Source organism: Kordia zhangzhouensis (assembly GCF_001005305.1).
GTDB classification, from domain to species: Bacteria; Bacteroidota; Bacteroidia; order Flavobacteriales; family Flavobacteriaceae; genus Kordia; species Kordia zhangzhouensis.
The window spans coordinates 328,556-352,815 of sequence record NZ_LBMH01000002.1 but is presented as its reverse complement, the minus strand read 5'-3'; the positions used below and the strand labels follow the sequence as shown (position 1 = coordinate 352,815).

17 protein-coding genes and 1 tRNA gene are annotated in these 24,260 nt (G+C 32.6%); 9 read left to right on the top strand and 9 right to left on the bottom strand.

From position 1 onward, the window contains the following. Positions 1 to 10 precede the first annotated feature (10 nt). Positions 11 to 430, bottom strand: coding sequence for an rRNA maturation RNase YbeY (gene ybeY / locus AA088_RS03005; RefSeq protein WP_046743460.1), 420 nt, complete (start codon positions 428 to 430; stop codon positions 11 to 13). Then, positions 423 to 3,842 carry a DUF4175 family protein gene (locus AA088_RS03000; protein ID WP_046743459.1) on the bottom strand — a complete coding sequence of 1,140 codons (3,420 nt, stop codon included), beginning with the start codon at positions 3,840 to 3,842 and terminating at the stop codon, positions 423 to 425. The genes ybeY and AA088_RS03000 overlap by 8 nt, the downstream gene beginning before the upstream one ends. A 113-nt stretch (positions 3,843 to 3,955) precedes the next feature. On the opposite strand from AA088_RS03000, the gene AA088_RS02995 reads away from it, so the two are divergent. From AA088_RS02995 to gltX, 4 genes are all read left to right on the top strand, one after another. Then, positions 3,956 to 4,783, top strand: coding sequence for a hypothetical protein (locus AA088_RS02995; RefSeq protein WP_046743458.1), 828 nt, complete (start codon positions 3,956 to 3,958; stop codon positions 4,781 to 4,783). Positions 4,784 to 4,881: 98 nt separating this feature from the next. Next, on the top strand, positions 4,882 to 5,922 hold the full coding sequence (locus tag AA088_RS02990; protein ID WP_046743535.1) for an alkane 1-monooxygenase: 1,041 nt from the start codon (positions 4,882 to 4,884) through the stop codon (positions 5,920 to 5,922). 149 nt (positions 5,923 to 6,071) lie between these two features. Further along, the gene (locus AA088_RS02985) at positions 6,072 to 8,009 is read left to right on the top strand and encodes a T9SS type A sorting domain-containing protein (RefSeq protein WP_046743457.1); all 1,938 of its coding nucleotides are present in this window, start codon (positions 6,072 to 6,074) and stop codon (positions 8,007 to 8,009) included. 105 nt (positions 8,010 to 8,114) lie between these two features. Next, the gene (gltX, locus tag AA088_RS02980) at positions 8,115 to 9,626 is read left to right on the top strand and encodes a glutamate--tRNA ligase (RefSeq protein ID WP_046743456.1); all 1,512 of its coding nucleotides are present in this window, start codon (positions 8,115 to 8,117) and stop codon (positions 9,624 to 9,626) included. Between the two features lie 70 nt (positions 9,627 to 9,696). On the opposite strand, the gene AA088_RS02975 is transcribed toward gltX, so the two are convergent. Further along, positions 9,697 to 10,347: an outer membrane beta-barrel protein gene (locus AA088_RS02975; protein WP_046743455.1), complete on the bottom strand. Its 651-nt coding sequence runs from the start codon at positions 10,345 to 10,347 to the stop codon at positions 9,697 to 9,699. A gap of 92 nt (positions 10,348 to 10,439) precedes the next feature. On the opposite strand from AA088_RS02975, the gene AA088_RS02970 reads away from it, so the two are divergent. Both AA088_RS02970 and AA088_RS02965 read left to right on the top strand, forming a co-directional pair. Continuing rightward, positions 10,440 to 11,384 carry an SPFH domain-containing protein gene (locus AA088_RS02970; RefSeq protein WP_046743454.1) on the top strand — a complete coding sequence of 315 codons (945 nt, stop codon included), beginning with the start codon at positions 10,440 to 10,442 and terminating at the stop codon, positions 11,382 to 11,384. A gap of 67 nt (positions 11,385 to 11,451) precedes the next feature. Beyond that, positions 11,452 to 11,979, top strand: coding sequence for a hypothetical protein (locus tag AA088_RS02965; protein WP_046743453.1), 528 nt, complete (start codon positions 11,452 to 11,454; stop codon positions 11,977 to 11,979). Between the two features lie 481 nt (positions 11,980 to 12,460). Here AA088_RS02965 and AA088_RS02960 read toward each other — a convergent pair whose 3' ends face one another. Both AA088_RS02960 and AA088_RS02955 read right to left on the bottom strand, forming a co-directional pair. Beyond that, positions 12,461 to 16,072 (bottom strand): S8 family serine peptidase, encoded by a 3,612-nt coding sequence (locus AA088_RS02960; protein WP_046743452.1) that lies wholly within the window; start codon positions 16,070 to 16,072, stop codon positions 12,461 to 12,463. 291 nt (positions 16,073 to 16,363) lie between these two features. Beyond that, positions 16,364 to 18,394, bottom strand: coding sequence for a glutamine--tRNA ligase/YqeY domain fusion protein (locus AA088_RS02955; RefSeq protein WP_046743451.1), 2,031 nt, complete (start codon positions 18,392 to 18,394; stop codon positions 16,364 to 16,366). Between the two features lie 331 nt (positions 18,395 to 18,725). On the opposite strand from AA088_RS02955, the gene folB reads away from it, so the two are divergent. Next, positions 18,726 to 19,085 carry a dihydroneopterin aldolase gene (folB, locus tag AA088_RS02950; protein ID WP_046743450.1) on the top strand — a complete coding sequence of 120 codons (360 nt, stop codon included), beginning with the start codon at positions 18,726 to 18,728 and terminating at the stop codon, positions 19,083 to 19,085. A 66-nt stretch (positions 19,086 to 19,151) separates the two neighbouring features. After that, positions 19,152 to 19,222 (top strand) — tRNA-Cys (locus tag AA088_RS02945). A 49-nt stretch (positions 19,223 to 19,271) separates the two neighbouring features. Here AA088_RS02945 and AA088_RS02940 read toward each other — a convergent pair. Both AA088_RS02940 and AA088_RS02935 read right to left on the bottom strand, forming a co-directional pair. Then, positions 19,272 to 19,943: a LysE family translocator gene (locus tag AA088_RS02940; protein ID WP_046743449.1), complete on the bottom strand. Its 672-nt coding sequence runs from the start codon at positions 19,941 to 19,943 to the stop codon at positions 19,272 to 19,274. Positions 19,944 to 20,346: 403 nt separating this feature from the next. Then, positions 20,347 to 21,018, bottom strand: a complete 672-nt coding sequence (locus AA088_RS02935) for a head GIN domain-containing protein (protein ID WP_046743448.1) — start codon at positions 21,016 to 21,018, stop codon at positions 20,347 to 20,349. Positions 21,019 to 21,178: 160 nt separating this feature from the next. Here AA088_RS02935 and AA088_RS02930 point away from each other — a divergent pair, with 160 nt between their 5' ends. Continuing rightward, positions 21,179 to 21,367: a hypothetical protein gene (locus AA088_RS02930; RefSeq protein WP_046743447.1), complete on the top strand. Its 189-nt coding sequence runs from the start codon at positions 21,179 to 21,181 to the stop codon at positions 21,365 to 21,367. Positions 21,368 to 21,423: 56 nt separating this feature from the next. Here AA088_RS02930 and AA088_RS02925 read toward each other — a convergent pair whose 3' ends face one another. Continuing rightward, complete coding sequence (locus AA088_RS02925; protein WP_241483375.1) at positions 21,424 to 21,741, bottom strand: YbjQ family protein; 318 nt, start codon at positions 21,739 to 21,741, stop codon at positions 21,424 to 21,426. A 118-nt stretch (positions 21,742 to 21,859) separates the two neighbouring features. Then, the gene (rnr, locus tag AA088_RS02920; RefSeq protein ID WP_046743446.1) at positions 21,860 to 24,055 is read right to left on the bottom strand and encodes a ribonuclease R; all 2,196 of its coding nucleotides are present in this window, start codon (positions 24,053 to 24,055) and stop codon (positions 21,860 to 21,862) included. Positions 24,056 to 24,260: the final 205 nt, after the last annotated feature.

Genomic DNA, 24,260 nt, shown 5'->3' with positions numbered 1-24,260 from the left:
ATAGAGAAAGTTAGTGTTCCACGTGGAACATTTTTAGTTTTTCATCTTCTTTAGCAGTCATTACTTTTTGTTCAGATGCTGATTTGTCTTTATAACCACAGTAATGTAATACCCCGTGAATCATTACACGATGCAACTCTTCTTCAAAAGATACATTATACTCATTAGCATTATCAGCAACTCTTTCAATAGATATAAATATATCTCCATGTAGTTCTTTTCCTACTGTGTTGTCAAAACTGATAATATCCGTTAATGTATCGTGGTTTAAAAATTCAACGTTGAGTTTGTGTAGGTATTCATCATCACAGAAAATATAATTGATATCACCTTCCTTTTTTCCTTCAGATGTAATTACTCGTTGAATCCACTCTTCAATTTTTTCTTCATTTGGAAGCTCAAAATTGGTTTCGTAATGAAAACTAATCATCTCTTTTTTTGAAATACTCTTGTACTTTCTTTTTGTAATTATTCCGCAAAGGTAATACTTGTCTGTTTAATATTTCAATTTGATTGAAATACTGTCGAATATCAGGCATTTTTTCGTTTGAAGAATTTATATATTCTTTGCGATTGGTAGTAGATTCACGTTTGTTTTCTTTTTTTTGTTCAAATGCAGCTTTATCAAGTTTTTGTAACTGATATTTTAATTCAATCATTTTTTTCATTGTTTCATCATTGAAACCACGTTCTAATAATTCAGTTTCTACTTGTTCCATTTGTTTTAAAATCTCTTTAGCTTCCGGACTAATTGATTTTTCATCAAATTTATCTTTAAGCTGTTGTTCAAATTGACTTCGCAAAGCTTGTTGTTGCTTAAAAATATCATACAACTTACCAGACATGTCTTCGTCACCATTTCCACCGCCGCCGCCATTTTGACCGTTATCTCCATCTTTACCTTCTTTGCCACCTTTGCCTTTTTCACCTTCTTCTTTGCCGCCTTCTTTCCCATCTTTCCCATCTTTACCCTGTCCTTCTTGCATGCCTTTCTGCATTTGCTTATTCAATTCTTCTTGCGATTGAATGATATCCGGCAATTGAAAACCTTGCCCCTGTCCTTGGTTTTGTCCACTTTGTCCAACTCCAGAAGAACCTTGTCCTTGTCCAGAACCCATACTTTGATTCATGTTATCTAGAGCAGAACTTAAAAAATCAGCAAGTTTATTGGTTGAAGTCAACGCATATTGCTGTGCAGCTACTCCACGATATACATTGTTTTCAGCCAATAACTCTAACGATTTGTCAATATTGAAATATATTTCAGTTATTTCTTTATTAATCTCTTCTGAAATTTTAGGCTGACGCAAGGATAAAGCAAACAAACTATCGTCTACATGCTCAAACATGTTTCGTAATTCTTGCTGTCTCTTAAGTTTATTTGCGTAACCAGCATTTGTGTTGTCAATTTCTTCCAAACTTTTCATTAAACTTTCCTCATCAAATGAGAAAGACACTAAATTGTCTAAGATTTGTCGTAACATTTCCGCATCTTCTTGTATGCTTTGTTGACCACTCATTTGCATAGCAGTTGCCATACTTTTACTCATTCGTTGCATTTTTTTAGCTGCATTTTTTTGCTTTTGCTGTGCACTTTGCTGCTGCTGACTTTTTTGCGGTTGATTTTGAGATTCCTCACTTTTTTGAAGATCGTCTGTAGCTCCTTGTTGCTCTTGTTTGATATCTTCTTCGTCTTCTTTTTTTCGTTCTAAGTCTAATGGTTTTTTTAGCTCATTATTTTCTTTATCCAAATCATCCATTTGCTTTTGGAGTTCTTCAAATTTTTTGTTGAGTGCTTCTTGCTTTTCTTTGGTGTTCTCATCACCATTTTTTTGGGACAACTCTTCTTGCTCTTTAGCAAGCTCTGCTAATTCACGCTGAATTTTTTCTGCTTTTTTTGTTACATAATACCGCTTCGTTAACTCTAGAATTTGCTCAAGGTTCTTTTTACTATTTTGTTGTTGTTTTCCAAGTTGCTCAAGCTTTTCCTGTAATTCTTCTTCACTGATTTTTTCGGCGAGTTTTTTTAACTCTTCCATCAGTTTTTCATTTTTTTCCAATTCTTTTTGCTGGCGTTCCAACCGTTCTTTTAACAACTCTTTGTCTTCATCGTCTTTTGTTTCTTCTTCTTGAAATTCCTCTAAATTTTGTTGCAATTGTTTGGAGAACTTTTCCATCATTTGATCGTTTTGTTCTTGACGTTGCAAAAACTTTTCAAGTTTTTTACGATCATTGAACGTGAGTTCGCTTTTCTCTTTTTGCTCTTGAGAGATTTTTTTGAGTTCTTCTTGTTGCTTTTGGAGTTTTTCTAAAGATTTATCTAAATCTTTGATAGTTTCACTTTGTTGTTCTAATTGTTCTGTTTGTAGTTCCGTATTTGTTAATTCTCTGTAGTTAAATATTTCACTTTTAACTTTTTTGCCTCCGTGAATCGCATCATTATCTGTAAGTTCAAAAAAGAATTCATAATTGACACCTTTGGCCAATTGTAAACTTCCAGGAAATGTGTACTGAAATTCATCAATATTTGAAGAAGTAATCGGAATCGTTTCTCGGTATTCTTCTTTAGTATTTTCGGAATTGTAATATACTAACTTTAAATGTTTTAACCCGTAATCATCTGAAACTTGTCCTAAAAAATACATTGTACGCTGATCAATGGTATCTCGCTTTGATTGCAATTCTAACTTAGGATATTCATCACGAATAACATTGATACTAAATCCAAGATTTTCATAATTCTCTAATTCACTATTGCTCGTACTAATTTGATAATCAAGATCTTGATATAATTTACGTTCAAGTAAAAAATCATCTTCATTTTTTTGGAAAGAAAGCGTACTATCTCGCTCTATTAATTCTAATTTACTGGTTTGCGTTGCTTTTGCTTCCCAAATAACTTTGGTTCCTTCTGGAATTGTAGCATTTCCAGTACTTTTTAATACCTCATCTGTACGTTTGGTATATGCAGGATAATCCAATTTCATTTGAAAATGTATCAAACTTGGTACTTTCAACACATTCAATGTATACGGTTGAGAGGTAACTTCATTAGCTGATAGTGTGAATGTTATAGATTCTTTTGGCTGAGAAAAGGTATATTCAAAGTTACCGACACCTTTGTTTTGAAGAAAATAAGTTTCATCCCCTAGGGTAATCTGCACTTCTTCTGGAATAATATCACCCAGTGTTTGAACGTTAAGCTTATATTCTTTATTTTCAATAGCTTGTAATTCATCATTAACTACTAAAAATTGAAACGGAGCTGGTGGCTCGTAGGCCGTTTTATAATTAACTACACGTTCGTAACTTTCACTAAATACGGAACTATTTCCGGAAATCCATACAAATAAAACAATCGCCAAAGGCAATATTGCATATTTAGCATACTTACTATTTTTCTTAAAATTAATCGCTAATTGAAACGGAATTGGTTGTAATTCTTTTGATTTTTGATCAATACTAGCTAATAACAATTCGGATGCATGCGATGTTTCAGATAATTGCAGTACATTAAGAAGTTTATCGCTCACTTCAGGAAAGTGATTTCCAATAATTGCAGAGGCTTCTTTGTAACTAATTCCCTTTTGCAATTTGAATAATTTGGTCAATGGCCACACAATAAATTTTGCAAAAAGAGTTAGTTCTACCAGAATAAAAATCCAAAATAAAATAGTCCTTGCAACCGTATTGAGCCACAGAAAATGCTCTACTAAAAGTGTAATTATGAAATATAAAAGTCCAATACTAAAAAAAAGGATTGCTCCCTTGATTAGTTCGTTGGTATAATATTTGGCAACAAATTGCCCCAACTTTTTTTGTATGTGTTCGTATGCTTTCATGATATAACTGCTAAAAATAACATATTTAGGTAATTATTAGTATATGTGAGTTGTTAAAGATTATGTAAGATTTAGTTGAAAGTTGCTACTAAGTCGTCATAAACGAATCAATTATGAAAAATATATATACAATTATTGCCATTTTATCTACAAGTTTTCTATTTGCTCAAAGTCCATGGACACAAGAAAAAGGAAAATTTTATACCCAATTATCATTTAGTACAATTCCAAACTATGCGAATGTTTTTGGGAATCCAGAATTCGAAACAGATCGAGAAATTACCGATAATACTCTACAATTTTATGGCGAATATGGAATTTCTTCTAAAACAACATTGTTAGTGAATTTACCTTTAAAACTTATTAAAACAGGAAATGCTATTGGCGAAACTACTTTTATTGCTGAAAATTCAAAAACTGCGCTTGGGAATATTTCATTGGGATTAAAACATCAATTTTACAATAAGAAATGGTTGCTAACTGGTCAATTAAATGTAGAAGCTAACACTAGTACTTTTGAAGCAGCTTCAGGAATTCGTACAGGCTACGACTCATGGACTTTTACACCGACTTTAAATTTCGGAAAAAGCTTCAATTCATTTTATATTCAAGCATTTACAGGAGTTGATTTAAAAACGAACGATTATAGCAATAACTTCAAAATTGGTGGAGAAATTGGTACTAAGATTCATACTAAAATTTGGCTAATCGGTTTTTTAGATATTGTGAATTCGTTCAATGATGGCCATATTGATTTGCCTTTAAGTAATTATGGAACAGCCTTGTATGTAAATAATCAAGAATATACTGCGTTTGGTATTAAATCGATTGTTGAAATCAGTGCAGATTTTGGTGGAATGGTAAATTTTGGTGGTGCATTTTCAGGAAATAATGTTGCTAAGCAAGCTGCACTAACTATAGGGATATACAAGTATTTTTAACTTGAAAATTACGTCTTATCAGTGTAAAGAGATGCTCTTGTCTTCATTCTAAAAAAACAGTATTTTTAATTGCCTTAAAATCAAGAACCTGAATTATGATGAAAGACTTAAAATACCTAGCCGCATTTTCAACGCCAGTAGTGGCTATTATTGCGATATATCTTAGAGGTTATTATACGTTTTTAACACCTGTTTATGCATTTATAATAATTCCTATTTTAGAGTTAATTTTCTCAGAAAATACTACAAATCTATCACCTGAAGAAGCCGAGGAAAAAGCTACTTATAAAATATTTGATTGGTTGTTATATCTAAATATTCCGATTGTTTTTGGGTTATTACTAACAACACTTAACAACGTTTCTACTGGCATGTATGAAACATATGAATTGATTGGATTGGTCTTTTCTACAGGAATTGTACTGGGTTCTAATGGTATCAATGTGGCTCATGAACTTGGTCATCGACAAACACAATATGAACAGTTAATGGCAAAACTGCTCTTACTGCCTTCACTTTATATGCACTTTTTTGTAGAACATAATTTTGGACATCATTTGCATGCAGCTACCAAAGAAGATCCTGCCACAGCAAGATACAATCAAATCGTGTATTCGTTTTGGTGCACTTCTACTAGTAGACAGTACATTAATGCGTGGAAGATTCAAGAAAATTTAAGAAAGAGAACAAAATTTTCCTTTTTTTCATTCAAAAATAATATGTTTTGGTTTTCCATTATACAAATTAGCTACTTAGCAAGTATTTTCTATTTTTTAGGGTCACTTGCTTTAATAATTGCAATTTCCAGCGCTATTGTTAGCTTTTTGTTGCTTGAAACTATCAATTATATTGAACATTACGGATTACTTCGTAAAAAATTGCCTTCTGGACGTTACGAACGTGTTCGTGAAATCCATTCATGGAATTCTAATCATACCATCGGACGCATCATACTATATGAGCTTACACGACATAGCGATCATCATTACAAAGCATCTAAAAAATATCAATTATTAGATTGTCATGAACAAAGTCCGCAAATGCCGTATGGCTATCCCACTTCTATGGTACTAACTTTAATTCCTCCTTTATGGTTTAGAGTGATGAATAAACGTATCCCAAGCGAAATGATTTCTTAAGTGTTTTTCCTGTATCATTTACGGTTTTTCAGTAAAATCCTAAGGTAAAACACCGAATCATTCTTGGTGCTTTGCTTCTACTCTATGTTTTGATACTAACGCATCTTTGCTTTGAAACAAAACAATAGAAACTTTAAAGATTTTACATTATGAAAAACATGATTACTTTGTGTTTGCTCTTTGTATATGGAGTAAGCTTTGGACAGTTCTGTGAAGATTTCAATGATCAGGACATATCAAACTGGAACGGCGTTGCTGCAGGCGCCAATACTGCAGATCCTTTTGGACCTAGTGGAGATGCTAACGATTACTTTTTACATTCATACGATGCTTCGGGAGCATCATACATTTACAACAATGTTGATTATGCTGGCAATTGGCAAGAGTATGATGGACAATGTTTATGCTGGGATTTTCAGGTAATTGAAGATGGAGGTTTTGGCGACCCTGTGTCACCAAGATTAATTATTTATACAGGTTCACCTACAAGCCCTACAGCTACTGCAACTTTTGTTGCCAATGTACAAACTGTTGAAGGTGGCGGTTGGGTACATGTATGTGCTCCAATTGATATTTGCCAAGGACCCGATTTGCCTTCTAATGCAAATGGACAATGGGTAATGGCAACAGGTTCTGATTGTAATGATTGGAACAATTTAATAAGCAACATTAGTGGAATTCGCTTCTTTTTAGACCTCACATCAAGTCCTACTGAAGAATATGGATATGACAATATTTGTATTCAAGATTGTGACATTGATACAGGATCTAATGATGATGGAGCTTTTTGTTGTGAAGGTGAAAACTTAATCGAAAATGGAAATTTTGAAAATGGAGCAAACGGTTTTGGTAGTGATTATGTAGAAGATGCTACTTTGTATCCAGGTGCGTACTTTGTATCTGATGATTCAAGCATATTTGGAACCACTGTAACCGATCATTCTGCATGTGTAGATCCAACACAATACGCAGCCAACAAGGATTTCTTATTAGTAAATGGTCGTACGACACAACCTTCTGGAACTACTTCTGTTATTTGGGAACAAAGTGTTCAAATTGATCCAGAAAAAAACTATAAGTTCTGTGCTAACTTTAAAGACTTACCACAATGTACGTTCAACATTAAACCTGAGATTCGTTTGGAAGTAAACGGTCAAGTATACGATTGGATTACCATTAGTACTAATAGTGATGATCCGTGTGATTGGCAACAAATTTCAGAATGTTTTGATGGTGGAAATGATATATTAGATATTAAAATTCATCTAAAAGAAGATGGTTTAGGTGATGGAAATGATTTAGCAATTGATGATATATCGTTGCAAGCAAAACTAGATCAAGACTTAAGTATTAGTGTACTTCATCAAGGAAGTCCTCAACAATTAACTGGTTCAATCAATAGTATAGATCCGTCTGATGATGTTTTGCTCGTAGAAGATGTATGTGTGGAACAAAATCAAGGGTATCAGTACGCATGGTTTGTATACGAATTGGCAAACTATCCGTTAACACAACCTATAGATTTTATAAATATGGCACCAAATTCTTTTGCTTGGTCAAGTAATATTGGTGGGTTTAACAATCAACTACCAACTTCTACAAATCCTGTTTGGGGATTAACAACTACATTTCCAAACTATGTATTTGAGCCAAATAAATTATATGTAATTGGATTATATGTTGGTTCTTGTTGTGATAGTTGTTATGATGAAGCTTGGTCATATCAAATTACATTAAGTAGTGAAAGCGATGTCCCTCCTACTATGAATGTTTTTACTCAAGAAGTAAAGAATCATATCAAATCATTACTAGTTATGGGCGAAACCAACAATGGAACTTTAGGAAGAAACGACAATGAAATCATCAACTTTAGTATGTATCCAAATCCAACCTCAGGAACTTTACGATTCAATACCGATGAAACAATAATTTCTTATCAAATTACGGATATTACAGGAAAGCTGGTACAAAGTAAAGCTATTGAAGTATCAGAAATTGACGTATCTCAATTGAGTGATAATATGTACTTCTTAACTGTAACTACTGCTTCAGGAGGTAAGCATACAGAGAAATTTATTAAAAAATAGCATTTTTTCTCATACTTGCTGATAATCGAAACCCTCAAAATTAAAACTTTGAGGGTTTCACTTTTACAACTACATTTGCATTCTATAACCATATATTTAAAATCAATGACTAAAAAAGTTCGTGTTCGTTTTGCACCAAGTCCTACAGGACCTTTACATATTGGAGGTGTTAGAACTGCCTTATTCAACTATTTATTTGCTAAAAAGCATGGCGGCGATTTTGTATTGCGTATTGAAGACACCGATCAAAATCGATTTGTGGAAGGTGCAGAACAATATATTACAGAATCATTGAATTGGTGTAGAATTCCTTATGATGAAGGTGTTGAAAAAGATGGAGGGTTTGGTCCTTATAGACAAAGTGAACGTAAACATATATACAAACAATATGCAGATCAATTAATCGAAAAAGGACACGCCTATTATGCATTTGATTCTGCAGAGTCATTAGATACTCACCGTAAAGAACATGAAGCTAAAGGAAAAACCTTTATCTATAACTGGCATAATCGTTTAAAATTAAACAACTCATTGGCACTTACTGCAAAAGAGGTAAAAGCAAAACTAGATGCAGGTGAACCATATGTAGTTCGTTACAAATCACCACAAAACGAAACTTTACATTTAAAAGATATTGTGCGTGGCGATATTGAAATTGACACAAACATTTTAGACGATAAAGTTTTATACAAAAGTGACGGAATGCCAACCTATCACTTGGCAAACATTGTAGATGATCATTTAATGGAAATTACACATGTAATTCGTGGAGAAGAATGGTTGCCTTCGTTAGCATTACATTATTTATTATATCGCTCTTTTGAATGGGAAGCACCTCAGTTTGCACATTTGCCATTAATCTTAAAACCTACAGGAAAAGGAAAATTAAGCAAGCGTGATGGGGCTAAATTTGGTTTTCCAGTATTTCCATTAGAATGGGACGACACAAAATCTGGAGAATTATACAAAGGTTTTCGTGAAGAAGGTTACTTTGAGGATGCTTTAGTAAACTTCTTAGCTTTTTTAGGATGGAATCCTGGTACAGAACAAGAACTGTTTAGTTTGGAAGAATTAGTACATGCATTTGACCTAGAAAGAATCAATAAAGCAGGTGCACGTTTTGATATTGATAAAATGAAGTGGTACAATCAGCAGTATATGCAACACAAATCTGATGATGAATTGGCTACTATTTTTCAAAAACAACAATCTGAACTAGCCGAAATTGATGTCAATTATATTGCTCTTGTTGTGGGCTTAATTAAAGAAAGAGCTTCATTTGTTAGTGATTTTTGGAACTTAAGCCATTATTTCTTTATTGCTCCTGAAAGCTATGATGAAAAAGCATCTAAAAAAGCATTTAAAGAAGATACAGCCGACATTTTAAAACAATTGGTTGAACTTATTAAGCCGATAAATGATTTTACTTCTGCTAACCTCCAAAATGATATCAAAGGATGGATTACCAGCAATGAAATAGGCTTTGGAAAAGTAATGCAACCTTTACGCTTATCATTGGTAGGAGCATTACAAGGTCCTGATGTATTTGAAATTATGTTTATGATTGGAAAGCAAGAAACTATCAAACGTATTCAAAAAGTAATTGAGCAACTATAGAGCTTTTTTACTTTTTTAAATGTGCATACACATAAAAAAAGAGCGCTAATGGCGCTCTTTTTCGTGTTAATTACAAATAGAAAGTGGCTAAAACACTCAACTGTTCTATATTTCCTTTTAATTTATTAGTATCAGCTGTAAGCTTACTTAAAACGTTGGAAAATCCATATTCGTATTGCAACGAAATTTTGAATGTTTGAAATCCTGTCGAAATTCCTATAATTCCCATCAAGTTTAATCGAGATGTTTGACGTGCTTCATTGGCAGTGAAGGTGTTATATCCTTCTAAAACATAGGCATTGAATTTTTCATCAATTTCAAATTTATCTGAAAGCTGAATCGCTGGACCAAATTCTATACTTAGGTGGCGTTCACTAATCTTAAAACTACCCAATACACCTACTTTGGCTGCTAATAAAGTAAATGGAATTTCTTCCGCATTAGACAAAATTGTTTCACGTCCTAATACATTTACTTCATGCTTATTTAAATGTAAAAAGTAAATCATATCAAAATGTCTTGCTACCGTTCCTCGCGTTGACAATCCTCCATGAAAACCTATAGATTTACTAGTTTGAAGATCATTTGTACGAATATCAAACTGATGAATTCCGAAGGAAATTCCAAGTCTGTTGTAATCATTATAACGACTTTGTGAAAAAGATTTTGTAACAAAAAGAGTACATGTAGCTACTAATAACGGAAAAAGGGATTTAAGCATTTATAAATGAACTTTAGATTAAAGTTGCCAAAAATATCCTTTTTTACTTAAAAACAATTATTTTTATATACTAACATTTAATACTACAAATTATGCCTTTCAATCCCATTGTTATTGTGCTTGCAGTCATTGGTTTTTTTATACTGCTATCCTCATTTTTTATTGTAAAACAACAAACAGCCGCAGTCATTGAACGTTTTGGTCGTTTTCAAAGCATTCGTCATTCAGGACTTCAAATGAAAATTCCTTTGGTAGATAGAATTGCCGGAAAATTAAGCTTAAAAATTCAACAGTTAGATGTAATCGTAGAAACGAAAACATTAGACGATGTTTTTGTTCGCTTAAAAGTTTCTGTTCAATATAAAGTAATCAAAGACAAAGTGTATGATGCTTTTTATAAATTAGATTATCCACACGATCAGATTACTTCATATGTATTTGATGTAGTTCGTGCCGAAGTACCAAAAATGAAACTCGATGATGTATTCGTAAAAAAAGATGATATTGCTATTGCGGTAAAAACAGAGCTTAATGATGCAATGATAGAATATGGATATGATATCATTAAAACTTTAGTTACAGATATTGATCCTGACTCGCAAGTAAAATCGGCAATGAACCGAATTAACGCTGCTGAACGTGAAAAAATTGCAGCACAATATGAAGGTGATGCACAACGTATTTTAATTGTTGAAAAAGCAAAAGCAGAAGCAGAAAGTAAACGCTTACAAGGACAAGGTATAGCAGATCAAAGACGTGAAATTGCTCGTGGTTTAGAAGAATCTGTTGAAGTATTAAATAAAGTTGGAATCAACTCGCAAGAAGCTTCTGCATTAATTGTAGTAACACAACATTATGATACCTTGCAATCAATTGGAGAAGAAACCAACAGCAACTTGATTCTTTTACCAAACTCTCCACAAGCGGGAAGTGATATGCTAAACAATATGGTCGCTAGTTTTACCGCAAGTAACCAAATTGGTGAAGCAATGAAAGAAGCAAAACGTAAAAAAGGAACATCCAACAAAGATGAATAATTTCCCAAACCCGAAACATTAAGTTTCGGGTTTTTTATTACTTTCACATTTAAATTTTTTATTAAAAATGAGAAAAAAAGTAACTCTTGTTTTGTTATTGTTTTGGGGAACACTTATGTTTTCACAAGATATGGCAACGCTTAAAAAAGAAGCAATGCGTGATGCACAAGCTGCTTGCAACGCAACATTAAAAGAAGATTTTAAAACGTTATTAACCTTTACCCATCCAAATGTTTTAAATGCAGCAGGTGGTGCCGACGTAATGGAAGAATATTTGAAATCTACCTTTAAAGATATGAGCGAAAGTGGTTTTGTTTTTGAAAAGGCTGAAACCAAATCAGTTTCAGATATTGTAAAAGAACAAGGAGAATATCGATGCTATGTGGAAAATTACAATCAAATGAAGATGAATGATAAACGTATCATTTCTACTAGTTATATGATTGGTTTTTATAATGAAAAAGAGAAAAAATGGACTTTTGTAGAAGCGAAAGAGTTAAAAAATACAGGTTCTGTTATTGCTTATTTCCCCGACTTTAAAACAGCGATGGATATTCCAGAAAATACTTTTAAAATGGAAGTTATTAAAGAATAAACATTCGTCAAAAATTTACTTGCGTTTATTAAGCAAATTCTTATATGTTCGTTTTATGTTATTGTTTTGAAGTAACAAACTACTCATCATAATGAAACGAACATTTTTTAATAGGTATTATTTATTATTTTACTATTCTTTTCGGGTAAACTTTTCTTTTCTCAAGAAAAGGCAGTACATACAATTGATTTTACACAAAACTTTAAACCTATAACATTCAAAGCTTCTATTTTCTGTAAGCAGCATCAATTCTTTATTTAAAGCTGTTTTTAAAAGCTTTTATTTAAAAAACAACAATCTATATAACGTTGTTTTTTTGATTGAATAAAACGCATCTATTGAAGTTATTTTTAATAGTATTTACTAATATATTTCCAAAATAGTATCATCTTTTCTTATACTCCATTTTTGTGACAAAAAAAATCCCAAGAACAAATTGTTCTCAGGATTTTTAGGGTTTGGTTGGATTGGTGTTGCTTGTTTAGTTGACAATCAATTTTTTGGTTACTACTTGATTTCCAACTTTAATTTTTACAAAATATAAACCTGTTCCATATTGAGAAACATCTAGTCCTTGTTGTGCTCGTGCATTAAAACGAGTTTCTTCAATTGTTGTGATTGTTTGTCCAATACTATTTAAAAGCTCAATTTCGTATGTATTTCCAATAGTGGTATTGATAACTACCTCAACTTTATCGTTTGCTGGATTTGGATACATAGCAATCGCTCTTTCTAAAGCATTTTCTCCAACAGATAATGTTTTGGTTAATATAATATTATCAACAAATGTACTATTACTATAATCGTTGACATTAGTAAATTTTACTAAAATACTTTCTCCTACATATGGTGTCAAATCAATAATTTCTGTTCTCCAATTAGCAGCAGAATTCGGTACCCAAGCAGCATTCACATAAGGAACAGTAGCTAAGTCTAATCCGTCTTTAAAATATACTTGAGTATACGTTGCTCCACAATCAATAGATACTTCAACACGTAACCCATCATTGTATGTTGATGACCATTGAGCTTTAGCTAAATCAAACGTTAATTCGGCAGTTCCATTAAATACTAAGTCAAAATACTCTGTAATAAATACATCTTCCTGCCCTCTTGTAGAATAGTTTGCTCCATCTACAAAAGCAGCAATTGTTGGGTTGCCATCTGAACCAATAATATTAGTACGTTCTTGCCAAGTTCTAGCACCATCAGGATTTTCTAGTTGCCATCCATCAGGTAATACACCATTTATTTCAAAATCTTCTGTAAAATCAATCGATGTACCGCTTATTTGCGCATAAAAACTTAAACTTTGCTCATCATTATTTACAAATTCATCTCCTGATAAAGAGGTCCAAACACGTAATGTATTATCTCCATTACTTGTTAAGGTAATTGGTGTAGTAAAATTATAAGTATCTAATGCACCTGAAGCTAATGTTCCTGTATAAGTTTCTTGAACAACAGGCTCTGTTCCAACTTGATAGGATATAATAAAGTTTGATTGCGGATCAGTTCCATCATTTTGAATATCGGCAGAAACTACTATTGGAGCAGTATTACAAATAGTTTGGAAATCTCCAGCCGTGTTGTTAATAGCTGCTACTGATAAGTCTTTACTTAAAGGACAGTTAAATAATCCACTTCCAAGATAATTTATAGCATTGGTACGTAATGTTTCCCATCCATTTCCACCACGAGCACTTACTGCCACCCAAATTGGTTCAAATGGATTAGTAATAGGAATTGTTGCTGAATTAGTATTCGAAGTTCCTGCTATTTCCATGAATTTATCACCTAATAAATACACGTCATACGCTGTAGCTCCAGAAACAGCATTCCAAGTAACTATAATATCAGTAGGACAAACTTGAGTAATATTTACTCCAGCAACACGAGAAGCAATTGAAAAGTTAGCACTCTGATCTGTTAATGTTCCATTAGTAATTCTAATAATACATTCTCCCGAAGTAATCCCATTAGGAACATTCCACGTATAGTTGGTAGTAGCAGGTGGTAAAGTTGCCATGTTATTCCATGTAGCTCCATTATCTGTAGAATATTCTAATTGATGCGTGTTTATAGCATTAATTGCATCCCAGTGAATTACTTCTTGAGTTCCAGCAACAAATTTTTCTCCACCTTGAGGATATGTAAGTGTAATTCCATCCGTAATAATTTCATATACTACATAATATTTTTGTGGTCCCATAGGAACATTGAAGCCTGCTATATTAATATTATAAGTACCTGCTGCTGGATTTGTAATTAATACTTGCTCCATATTGTTTAAACGATCTGTTCCTGTCGTAGCAGGCGTATTTAAAAAGGCAGCATTTGGTGTAGTATCTAAAATCCAAGGTTGGTGTGTAGTACTTCCTGGATCTGTTACGACTAAGTCTAAATCGTTTACTAATGCTGGAGAAGCTCCTGGTGCTGCTGGAGCATCACTCCAATATACCATAAATCTAACTTCTCTAGTGTTAGCCGGTACAGAAATAGAGTGATTATTGCTTCCTCCTTGTGAAATTGTACTATTTAAATAGCGACCATCTTCAATTAATTGTACAGCTCGCAATCCGTTTACCATTCCCCATCCAAAACTAAAGTCAGGACCAGTATTTCCATAATCGTTTGCTGTGTTTAATAATGTAGCTTTAATTAAGGCAGATTCTGGAAAAGCTCCTCCATTTAAACTTGCATACGCTTCATACAATTGAGCAGAAACTCCTGCGATTCCTGGTGCTGCTCCAGAAGTTCCTCCAAAAACTAAGTACGAGTTATTTTCATCTGTAGATTCTTGATTTTGTCCATGTGCTGTAATATCTGGCTTGATACGTCCATCTGCAGCAGGTCCACGACTACTTGACCCAGCTAATGAGCCATTAAAAAATGTATTTGCCGTTGCTATTACATTCTTCCCTTGTTTATGTCCACCAGTTATATTTCCCCAACCAGATCCAGCACCATAACCACAGTTACTTGTACCTGAATTACCTGCAGAAAATACGTGTAATAAAGAAGGATTATTGTTAGTTTGTGTATCTACCGTTCTTGAAATAGTGGTATATCCATCATTACAGCCATCACCATAAGATGAATTGGTAATCTGAACAGAGCCATTATTAATTAAATCTGTAGTAGCAGTATCTAAGAAAGAAGATGCATATTGTACAACAAATACGTCTGCTCCTGCTGCCATTCCTCGCTTTGTAGGGTCTAAATTTCCAGCACCTGCCAAAATTCCAGCAACACCATCACCATGCGTTTGTCCAACAGTTGACGAAGCCGAGTTATCTATTCTTCCTTGAAAATCAATATGCGGACCTACTACTCCGTCATCTCGTACCATGACACCAACACCAGCTCCTGTATAGTTTCTACCTGTTGGTGTTTGTGTATCTAAGTTGGAAGCTCTATGTAAACTTCTTCCTCTCGTATCTTCTTTTACTGCTGGAGCAGGAATCAATTCTACCCACTTTACATATGGTTTTTCTACAACTTCATCAATTTGAGCATAAGGAACTGCTATTTCGATGATTGTACTTCCTTTGTATTGAGCTTTGATAGCCAAATTAGGAATTGTTAATAACTGATTTTTTACATATTCGGTTGTAATGAAATCATAATGCTCTAATGTTAGTAATACATTATTTCCTTGAATTGCATGCTCATCAATATTATTAAGCTTTATTTGAGCAGATTTTTTGAAGTTGTTTTCAATAGGAATGATAGAAATTACTCCTGATTGTTGTAAATAAGAAATTGATGTGTTTTCTGGAAAATAGAACAAGTATGTTTTATCTGGAAAATACTCAATCAATTTAAGACCTTGCTCTGCGAATTGATCTTGAATGTTTTGTGTTGGTGTTTGACTAAAACGTAACCAACCAAAATAACCTTCACTAAATTTTGAAGATTCTGGCATTGTATTCCAGTTGAAGGATGCAATATTGGTAGGCATCGTAATAATTTCATCTTGGAAATACACTGTGTTTTGCGCTGTTGCTACTGAGCAGTTCAAAAAAATAGCAGCAATTAGCAAAGGAACTAAAGAGGTTAGCAAACTCTTTACTCGCGTAATTTTTTTCATGACAATTTAATTTTTGTTTTATTAGGGTTTTCACACCTTTTTAACAATTACTTTTAGGTTGACTTAGTGGGTAAGTAATTGTCAAAAAAGTATTTAGCACGCTAATATAGTAATTAGTTTATAAAAAAATGTTAAGTTTTTTGTGGATACAAATGCTTTTTGTGATGATTTTTTAAAATATGAGAATATTATTGAATCATAGGAAAGAAGCTTAATTGTGCAGATTTGTACTAAAAAATAAAGCCATGCTGTTGCATGGCTTTATTTTTTTTAAGTAATGAGACTACTTTTTTATAAGTTTTTCACTTCATTTACTAGCAAATCATTTTTGTCTTCCTTAGCTTTTTCAATAAAATCTTGAATAGCTTCTGTACGTTCTTGTCCATTTTTTAATAAAACAGCTAGTGATATCGCTGTAGCTATTCGCGTCCCTGTTTTTTTAGTAGCAGTTGCAAATAAAGGTTCAAGATCTGCATAAGAAATTTTTTCTGCTAACTCTAAAATTTTCTTCTTTGCAGCTTCCTGTTTTGCTTCAGGAAGATTGGTATATTTTTTACCTAATTGTTTAATTTCTTCAATTGGTGGACGTTGATGCTGATTATTTGATTGTTTCGGTTGATTTTGTGTAGGCTTAGGTTTTTGCTTTGCCCATGTATCTCTCAAACCAACAGTTTTGTTAAAAATCAGTTTTTCATCAGTAGAATCTTCATCTACACAAAAATATCCTAAACGTTGAAATTGAAAACGATCACCAACTACTGCTTCTTTTAAATAGGGTTCAATAAAAGCATGTACAATAGTAAGCGAATTAGGATTGATGAATTCCATGAAATCTTTGTCTTTGTGACTATCTGGTGCTTCATCAGAAAATAAACGATCATACACGCGCACCTCAGCTTTCTCTGCATGCGCCACCGAAACCCAATGCAAAGTTCCTTTAACTTTACGTAAACTAGCTTCTGTTCCACTTCCACTTAAGCTATCCATGTCATAACTACAGTGAATTTCTGTGATGTTTCCTTGTTGATCTTTTACAACACTTTCACCTTTTATGATGTATGCATTTTTAAGACGTACTTCTCTTCCTAAACTCAGCCTGAAATATTTACTATTTGCTTCTTCTTTAAAATCTTCTCTTTCTATGTATAACTCTCTTGAAAAAGGAACTTTATGACTTCCAGCTGTTGCATTTTCAGGATTATTTTCAGCTTCAAGCCATTCAACTTTGTCTTCTGGATAATTCGTAATAATCAATTTAACAGGATCTAATACTGCCATCACACGATTTGCAGTTTTATTTAAATCTTCACGAATACAAAATTCAAGTAATGATACATCAATTACATTTTCACGTTTGGCTACACCAACGGTTTCTACAAACTTTCGAATAGCTGCAGGTGTATATCCACGTCTACGTAAACCAGAAATGGTAGGCATTCGAGGATCATCCCAGCCAGAAACTACTTTTTCTTCAACAAGTTGCAACAACTTACGTTTACTCATAATAGTATAACTTAAGTTTAAACGGGCAAATTCTCGTTGTTTTGGTTGTAATGGATACGCATTTTTACTGTATTGATATACATTATCTTTAAACCAATCATATAACTTTCTATGTGGTTTAAATTCTAATGAACACAGCGAGTGTGAAATTTGTTCTATGTAGTCACTTTCTCCATGTGTCCAATCATACATCGGATAGATACACCAATCATTTCCAGTTCTATGATGATGCGCATACATGATTCGATACATGATAGGATCGCGCATTAACATATTAGGATCTTCCATATCAATTTTGGCACGTAACACATGAGTTCCTGCTTCAAATTCGCCATTTTTCATCCGTTGAAATAAATCTAAGTTTTCCTCTACACTGCGATTTCTATACGGACTATTGGTTCCAACTGAAGTGGGAGTTCCTTTTTGAGTTGCCATTGCTTCAGATGATTGTGAATCAACATAGGCTTTTCCATCTTTAATCATTTGTACTGCCCAATCATACAGCTGTTGAAAATAATCTGATGAATAACATTCATTTGCCCATTTGTACCCTAACCAAGCTATATCTCGTTTAATAGCATCTACATATTCTTGTTCTTCTTTCGCAGGATTCGTATCATCAAATCGAAGATTTACTGGTGCTCCATATTTTTCACCCAAACCAAAACTAATACCAATAGCTTTGGTATGACCTATGTGCAAATATCCATTAGGCTCTGGTGGAAAACGAAAACGCAATTGTTCTTTTGGCATTCCATTGGTTAAATCTTCTTCAATAATATGCTCAATAAAATTGAGTGATTTTGTTTCTTCCGTCATGGGATAATTGTTTCAACTTTAAGAATGTAAAATTAACGAATAAAAGTGAATTTTAAGGTGTTTCTTTTTTTACTTCCATGATTCCATTATGTTTCAAATAGCTAGTAGCTACTTATAAGAAAAAAACTATACTACAGTACTTATTACTTAGTATGCACAATCTAAATATTAATCCTAAAAATAGGGAAGAAGTATGCTATAAATACTAGTTGTTATTTGATGTTAGAAGTATTGGAATGAAAGTAAATATTTTAAGTCTAATTGACCAACCTCTATACATTGATATATTGCAAAGAATACTGTAATTTAGCCTTATAAAGGAGATAAAATTATGGGAATTATCCGAGTTACCAATATCAGAGTGTATGCTTTTCACGGTTGCTTAGTAGAAGAAAGTAAAATAGGTAGTGATTATCGTGTAGATGTTGCTGTAAAAGCCAATTTACAAACATCTGCAATAAGTGATCAATTAAAAGATACTGTAGATTATGTGCACATCAATCGAATTGTGAAAGAAGAAATGAACATTCGATCAAAATTGTTAGAGCATGTAGCTAAACGTATCTTGAATCGTATCTTTGATGAAATAGCTATTGCTAATGAAGCTACCGTTGAAGTTTCAAAAATTAATCCGCCTATAGGTGGTAATGTTCAGATGGTTACTATCGAAATGACTTCACAACGTTCGTAAGAATTCTATTTAAAGTTTTTTTTTGTTGCATAGAATGTAAAATTGGTTAAATTTGCAATGCATTATGGCGTCGTGGCCGAGTGGCTAGGCAGAGGTCTGCAAAACCTTGTACAGCGGTTCGAATCCGCTCGACGCCTCTAAAAAAATAAAACCTTCTGATTGTCAGAAGGTTTTATTTTTTATATACTATAAGTAACTTTCTATTTTTTCTTTAATCTTATCTTTTCCTTTTGGGAAAACACCTTGTAAAATCATAATGGAGCCAAAAATAATGATAAGAATACTTACCCATTTTTTGGTTTTAAAGATAAATCGCGGTGTCATCTTATTTTTGAGTTTTTTAGCTAATAGAATTTTTGCAATATCTGTAACAAACATACTAACCAATACAGTTGTCAAAAATAAAATAACTCCTTGTGAAGATGATGTCAAAGCATTTGCCATAATAATGACACCTATCCAACCTGCCAATACTCCAAAATTGATAAAATTTAGCAAGAAACCTTTAATGAATAAGCCAAGAAGATTCTTCTTTGTGTCAACATTGTAATGTTCTCTTACTATTTTTCGAAACGATCGAGAAGTTCGTACATAAGAAATAACACCAAAAGCTACTAAGATCAATCCTCCAAAGATGATTAAATTCGGATCATCTTTAATTTTATCTAAAATTTGACTTGTACTATAGTATGCAAAAATAATGAAAAGAATATCTGCAAAAATAGCTCCTAAATCAAACGCAATGGCACTTCTAAAGCCTTTGGTAATACTGGTTTCTATAATTATAAAGAATACAGGGCCAATGGCAAAAGCTAAGATAAAACCGTAAAGTGCAGCGTAAGCTATTCCGTCAAACATAGTACAAAAGTAGTAAAAGTAATAGTTTTTACTCTTTAATGTATTCCATATCAGGCGTAATTTTTTTGGTTTTTTCTTTTTTCATCTTTTTCTCAATCTTTTTCAACCATTTTTGAATATTTTTTTCAATTGCTTTTCATTGGAATAATCAACAGGAAATAGTTTTCACCATCAAAATATTTAAAGTTTATAACAGATGCTACCTGATTGGTTCTAATAAAATACACAACTGCTTTTCCTTCAGAAAGTTGGTATGATTTGTTCTTGAGAAAATACAAATTGTATTAAAAGTATTGCTAATACTATGATTGTAATTTTTTTATATAATTTTTTATGTACATAAAAAACGCCTAAATGGCAGTTTAGGCGTTTAAATTATTGATTGATGAATGGTGTAATGAATTTATTTTACATTTATTTTTCCTCCAAAGATTTTATCTTTTTTAATGGTTTCAGGGTTTCCATGAATTTCAATATAACCACCTGCTCTTACTCTAGCATCCGCTAATACAGAAGCTGAAATATACGCTTCGCCACCAGCACTAACTTTTACTTTTGTTTGTTCTGTGATTAATTTTTTTCCTTCATAAATTCCGCCAGTGTTTAATACAACTTCTTGATGTTTTACTTTTCCAGAAATTTCAATAATTCCTCCTGTCACTGCTCTAGAGTCTAACTTGTCTACTTCTAAATTCGTAATAATTCTTCCTCCTTCTTGTGCTTTAAGCTCCAAATACGGTTGTTTTATGGTCTCATTTGTTACAATTACAGCGCCTTCGTTGGCGTCAATAGTAGTAAGATTGGTGTAATATACTTCTACAAAGGTTTGTGTACCATCAAAAATTCGATCGAATTTCATACGTATTTTTAGCTTTCCTTTTTTATTTATTACTTCTACATCTTCAATATCAGCACCAGTGATAACTACTTTATTCTCTGTAGATTTAATCAAATTGATTTCAATAAGGTCAAATACTTTTACTTCATCAAAATCTCCTACATTTTTTTCTAAAGGTTTTTGAGCAAAAGTAGTATAGGTAATTAAACAGCAAATCAGTGTGAATATGTATTTCATGATCTTGGTTTTAGTGTTCTTTTAGCTTAAAGAGTACTAACAAAACGTTTTGTTACAGTTTTTATTGAATTTTAATGTAGATTACTGTAAATTATGGCTTTACCTTAATTTAAATATGAGTTTATTCCCTAATTTACCTTGAAAACTTAAACTTTATATTATGAAAAAAAGAAATTTAAAATCATTGAAAATCAACAAAAAGACTATTTCTCAATTAAGTATTGATAAAGCTACTGGTGGAACGGGAAGTTATCTTTCCATTCACCCAGGATTGTATTGTGGTGCTGGAAACACTACTAGCTTTGGACAAATGGCTTGTGAAGTAGATTGTATTTGTGAAGACTATTAATCGTATTCTTATAAAATGTAGAAAGCTCGATTTAAAAAAATCGAGCTTTTGTATGTTTATTTTAGTTTTACTGCAGTTCCTGTAATACTAATCATTACTGCACCACCAGCACTAATTTCCATATCAACATTAATACCAACTACTGCATCTGCATATAACTTTTGAGCATTATCTTGAAGTTTTTGAAACGTTTTTTCTTTTACTTCTTCTATTGCTGCTTCTACATGTTCATAATATTTTTTCATACTGAACATATCTTTGAACGACATGCCTTTGTAACTATAATTAATACTATAAGTCATCCCTGAAACTAAGCCAAGATATTCTACTATTTCTCTATTTTGTAATTGGTCTGTTGTTGAAAATATCATCATTAAAAAGGTATTTTAAATTTATGCAAAATTAGTAGGTGTTTTTAAATAAATGTTACATGATTAAGACATATAATTCTTCTGTAATGCTCAGCTATTAAAAAGAACAGTCTCCTGTTTATTATGCTTCTACTTCGCTCCATTTTCCAATCAAATTAAAGTCTAAGTGACGTTTCACAAGATCAGTATTTTTAACTTTCACCACAACTTCATCTCCGAGTTGATACATATTTTTGGTAACTTCTCCTACCAAAGCATATTGCTTTTCATCAAATGTGTAATAATCATCTTTAATCTCACGAATTCGTACCATTCCTTCGCATTTATTAGCAATGATTTCTACATAAATTCCCCATTCAGTCACTCCAGAAATCACGCCTACAAATTCTTCATCTTTGTGATCTTGCATAAACTTAATCTGCATGTACTTGATAGAATCACGTTCAGCATTGGCCGCTAAGTTTTCCATATTGGAAGAATGCTCACATTTTACCTCATATTCCTCTTGGTTTGCAGATTTTCCACCATCAAGATAATGTTGTAATAATCGATGTACCATAACATCTGGATATCGACGAATTGGTGATGTAAAGTGCGAATAATATTCAAAAGCTAACCCATAATGTCCAATATTATTGGTTGTATATTTTGCTTTACTCATACTCCGAATTGCTAAGGTATCAACCATGTTTTGTTCACCTTTTCCCTTTACATCTTCTAAAAGTTTGTTCAGTGAACTGGTCGTACTTTTTCTTGATTTGAGGTTTAATGAATATCCAAATCGAGAAATGATAGTTTGTAAATTTGCTAATTTTTCAACATCTGGTTCATCATGTACACGATATACAAATGTTTTTGAAGGTTCTTGTTTTCCAATAAAAGCAGCTACTCTTTTATTAGCTAGTAACATGAATTCTTCAATTAGTTTATTAGCATCTTTTTGAGTTTTAAAATATACACCTTCAGGATTGTTATTTTCGTCTAAATTAAAGCGAACTTCAACTTTATCAAAGGAAATAGCTCCTTGATTCATACGCTTGCTTCGCATAATTTTTGCTAGTTCGTCTAATTTTAAAATAGCATCAACAATTGGTTGTTCTACTTCATAACTTGTGCCTGTTAATGAAATATCTGCTGGAATTTTATTGTCTTTAGTTTCAATAATTACTTGTGCTTCTTCATAAGCAAATCGTTTGTCAGAATATGTTACTGTGCGACCAAACCATTGATGTAATACTTCGGCTTTATTATTGATTTCAAATACTGCCGAAAATGTATATTTTTCTTCATTTGGACGCAATGAGCAAGCTCCATTGGAGAGAATTTCAGGTAACATTGGTACTACACGATCTACTAAATATACAGAAGTAGCGCGTTCATACGCTTCTTCATCGAGAATTGTTCCTGTTTTTACGTAATGTGAAACATCAGCAATGTGAATTCCGATTTCGTAATTACCATTTTCTAATTCTTGAAATGATAATGCATCATCAAAATCTTTGGCATCTTTTGGATCAATCGTAAACGTAAGAACCTCACGCATGTCTCTACGTTTTTTAATCTCTGTTTCTTGAATAGAGGTATCTAACTTGTTTGCAAAATGTTCAACTTCTGCTGGAAATTCATATGGCAAACCATATTCTGCCAAAATCGAGTGAATTTCTGTATTGTGTTCTCCAGGCTTTCCTAATACTTTGGTAATAATTCCAAAAGGCGAATCTGCGCGAGCTGGCCAATCGTCAATTTTGACCAATACTTTATCACCATTTTGAGCGCCATTTAGGTTGTCTTTAGACACAAAGATATCTGTGTACATTTTTTGATTAGAAACCACAACAAATCCAAAGTTTTTTTGCATTTCCAATACACCAACAAACTCTGTTTTAGCACGTTTAACGATAGTAGTTATTTCTCCTTCAGGGCGATTGTTTTTTCTACGTTTATACACATAAATTTCAACTTCGTCACCATCAAGGGCTTTATTAAGCTTGTTATTTGGTACAAAAATATCTTCTTCAAATTCGTCACAAATCACATATCCTTGTCCACGCGAAGTTATATCTAAAATTCCTGTATAATACTCAGTTGAGCCAATTACACGGTATTTTCCACGATCAACTTCTTCGATTTTTTGTTTGGCTTTAAGCTTTTTTAAGGTTTTTATAATTTGGTTTCTTCCGCTAGTATCATTGATATTTAATTTGGCAGCTATTTGTTTGTAGTTGTAAATTTTATTGGAAGATTTTTTAAATATTTGAAAAATCGCATCTGTTAAGTTAGGTATTTTGTGCGATTTCTTTTTTTTCTTTCTTGTCATTATATCATACTAATTTGATACGTTTTTAAACGCATCATCTGTTATTTATTTTTTTAAGTTTTCCATTGAAAAAAGTGGATTAATTTCACTTTTCACATTGTTGAAAAATACGAATTAATTATGTCAGGAATGCTGTGTTTTTGTTGAAATTAACAATTTCGTTAGAACACAACGAATAGGAGAGAAGCTGTAAAAATTCTGATGC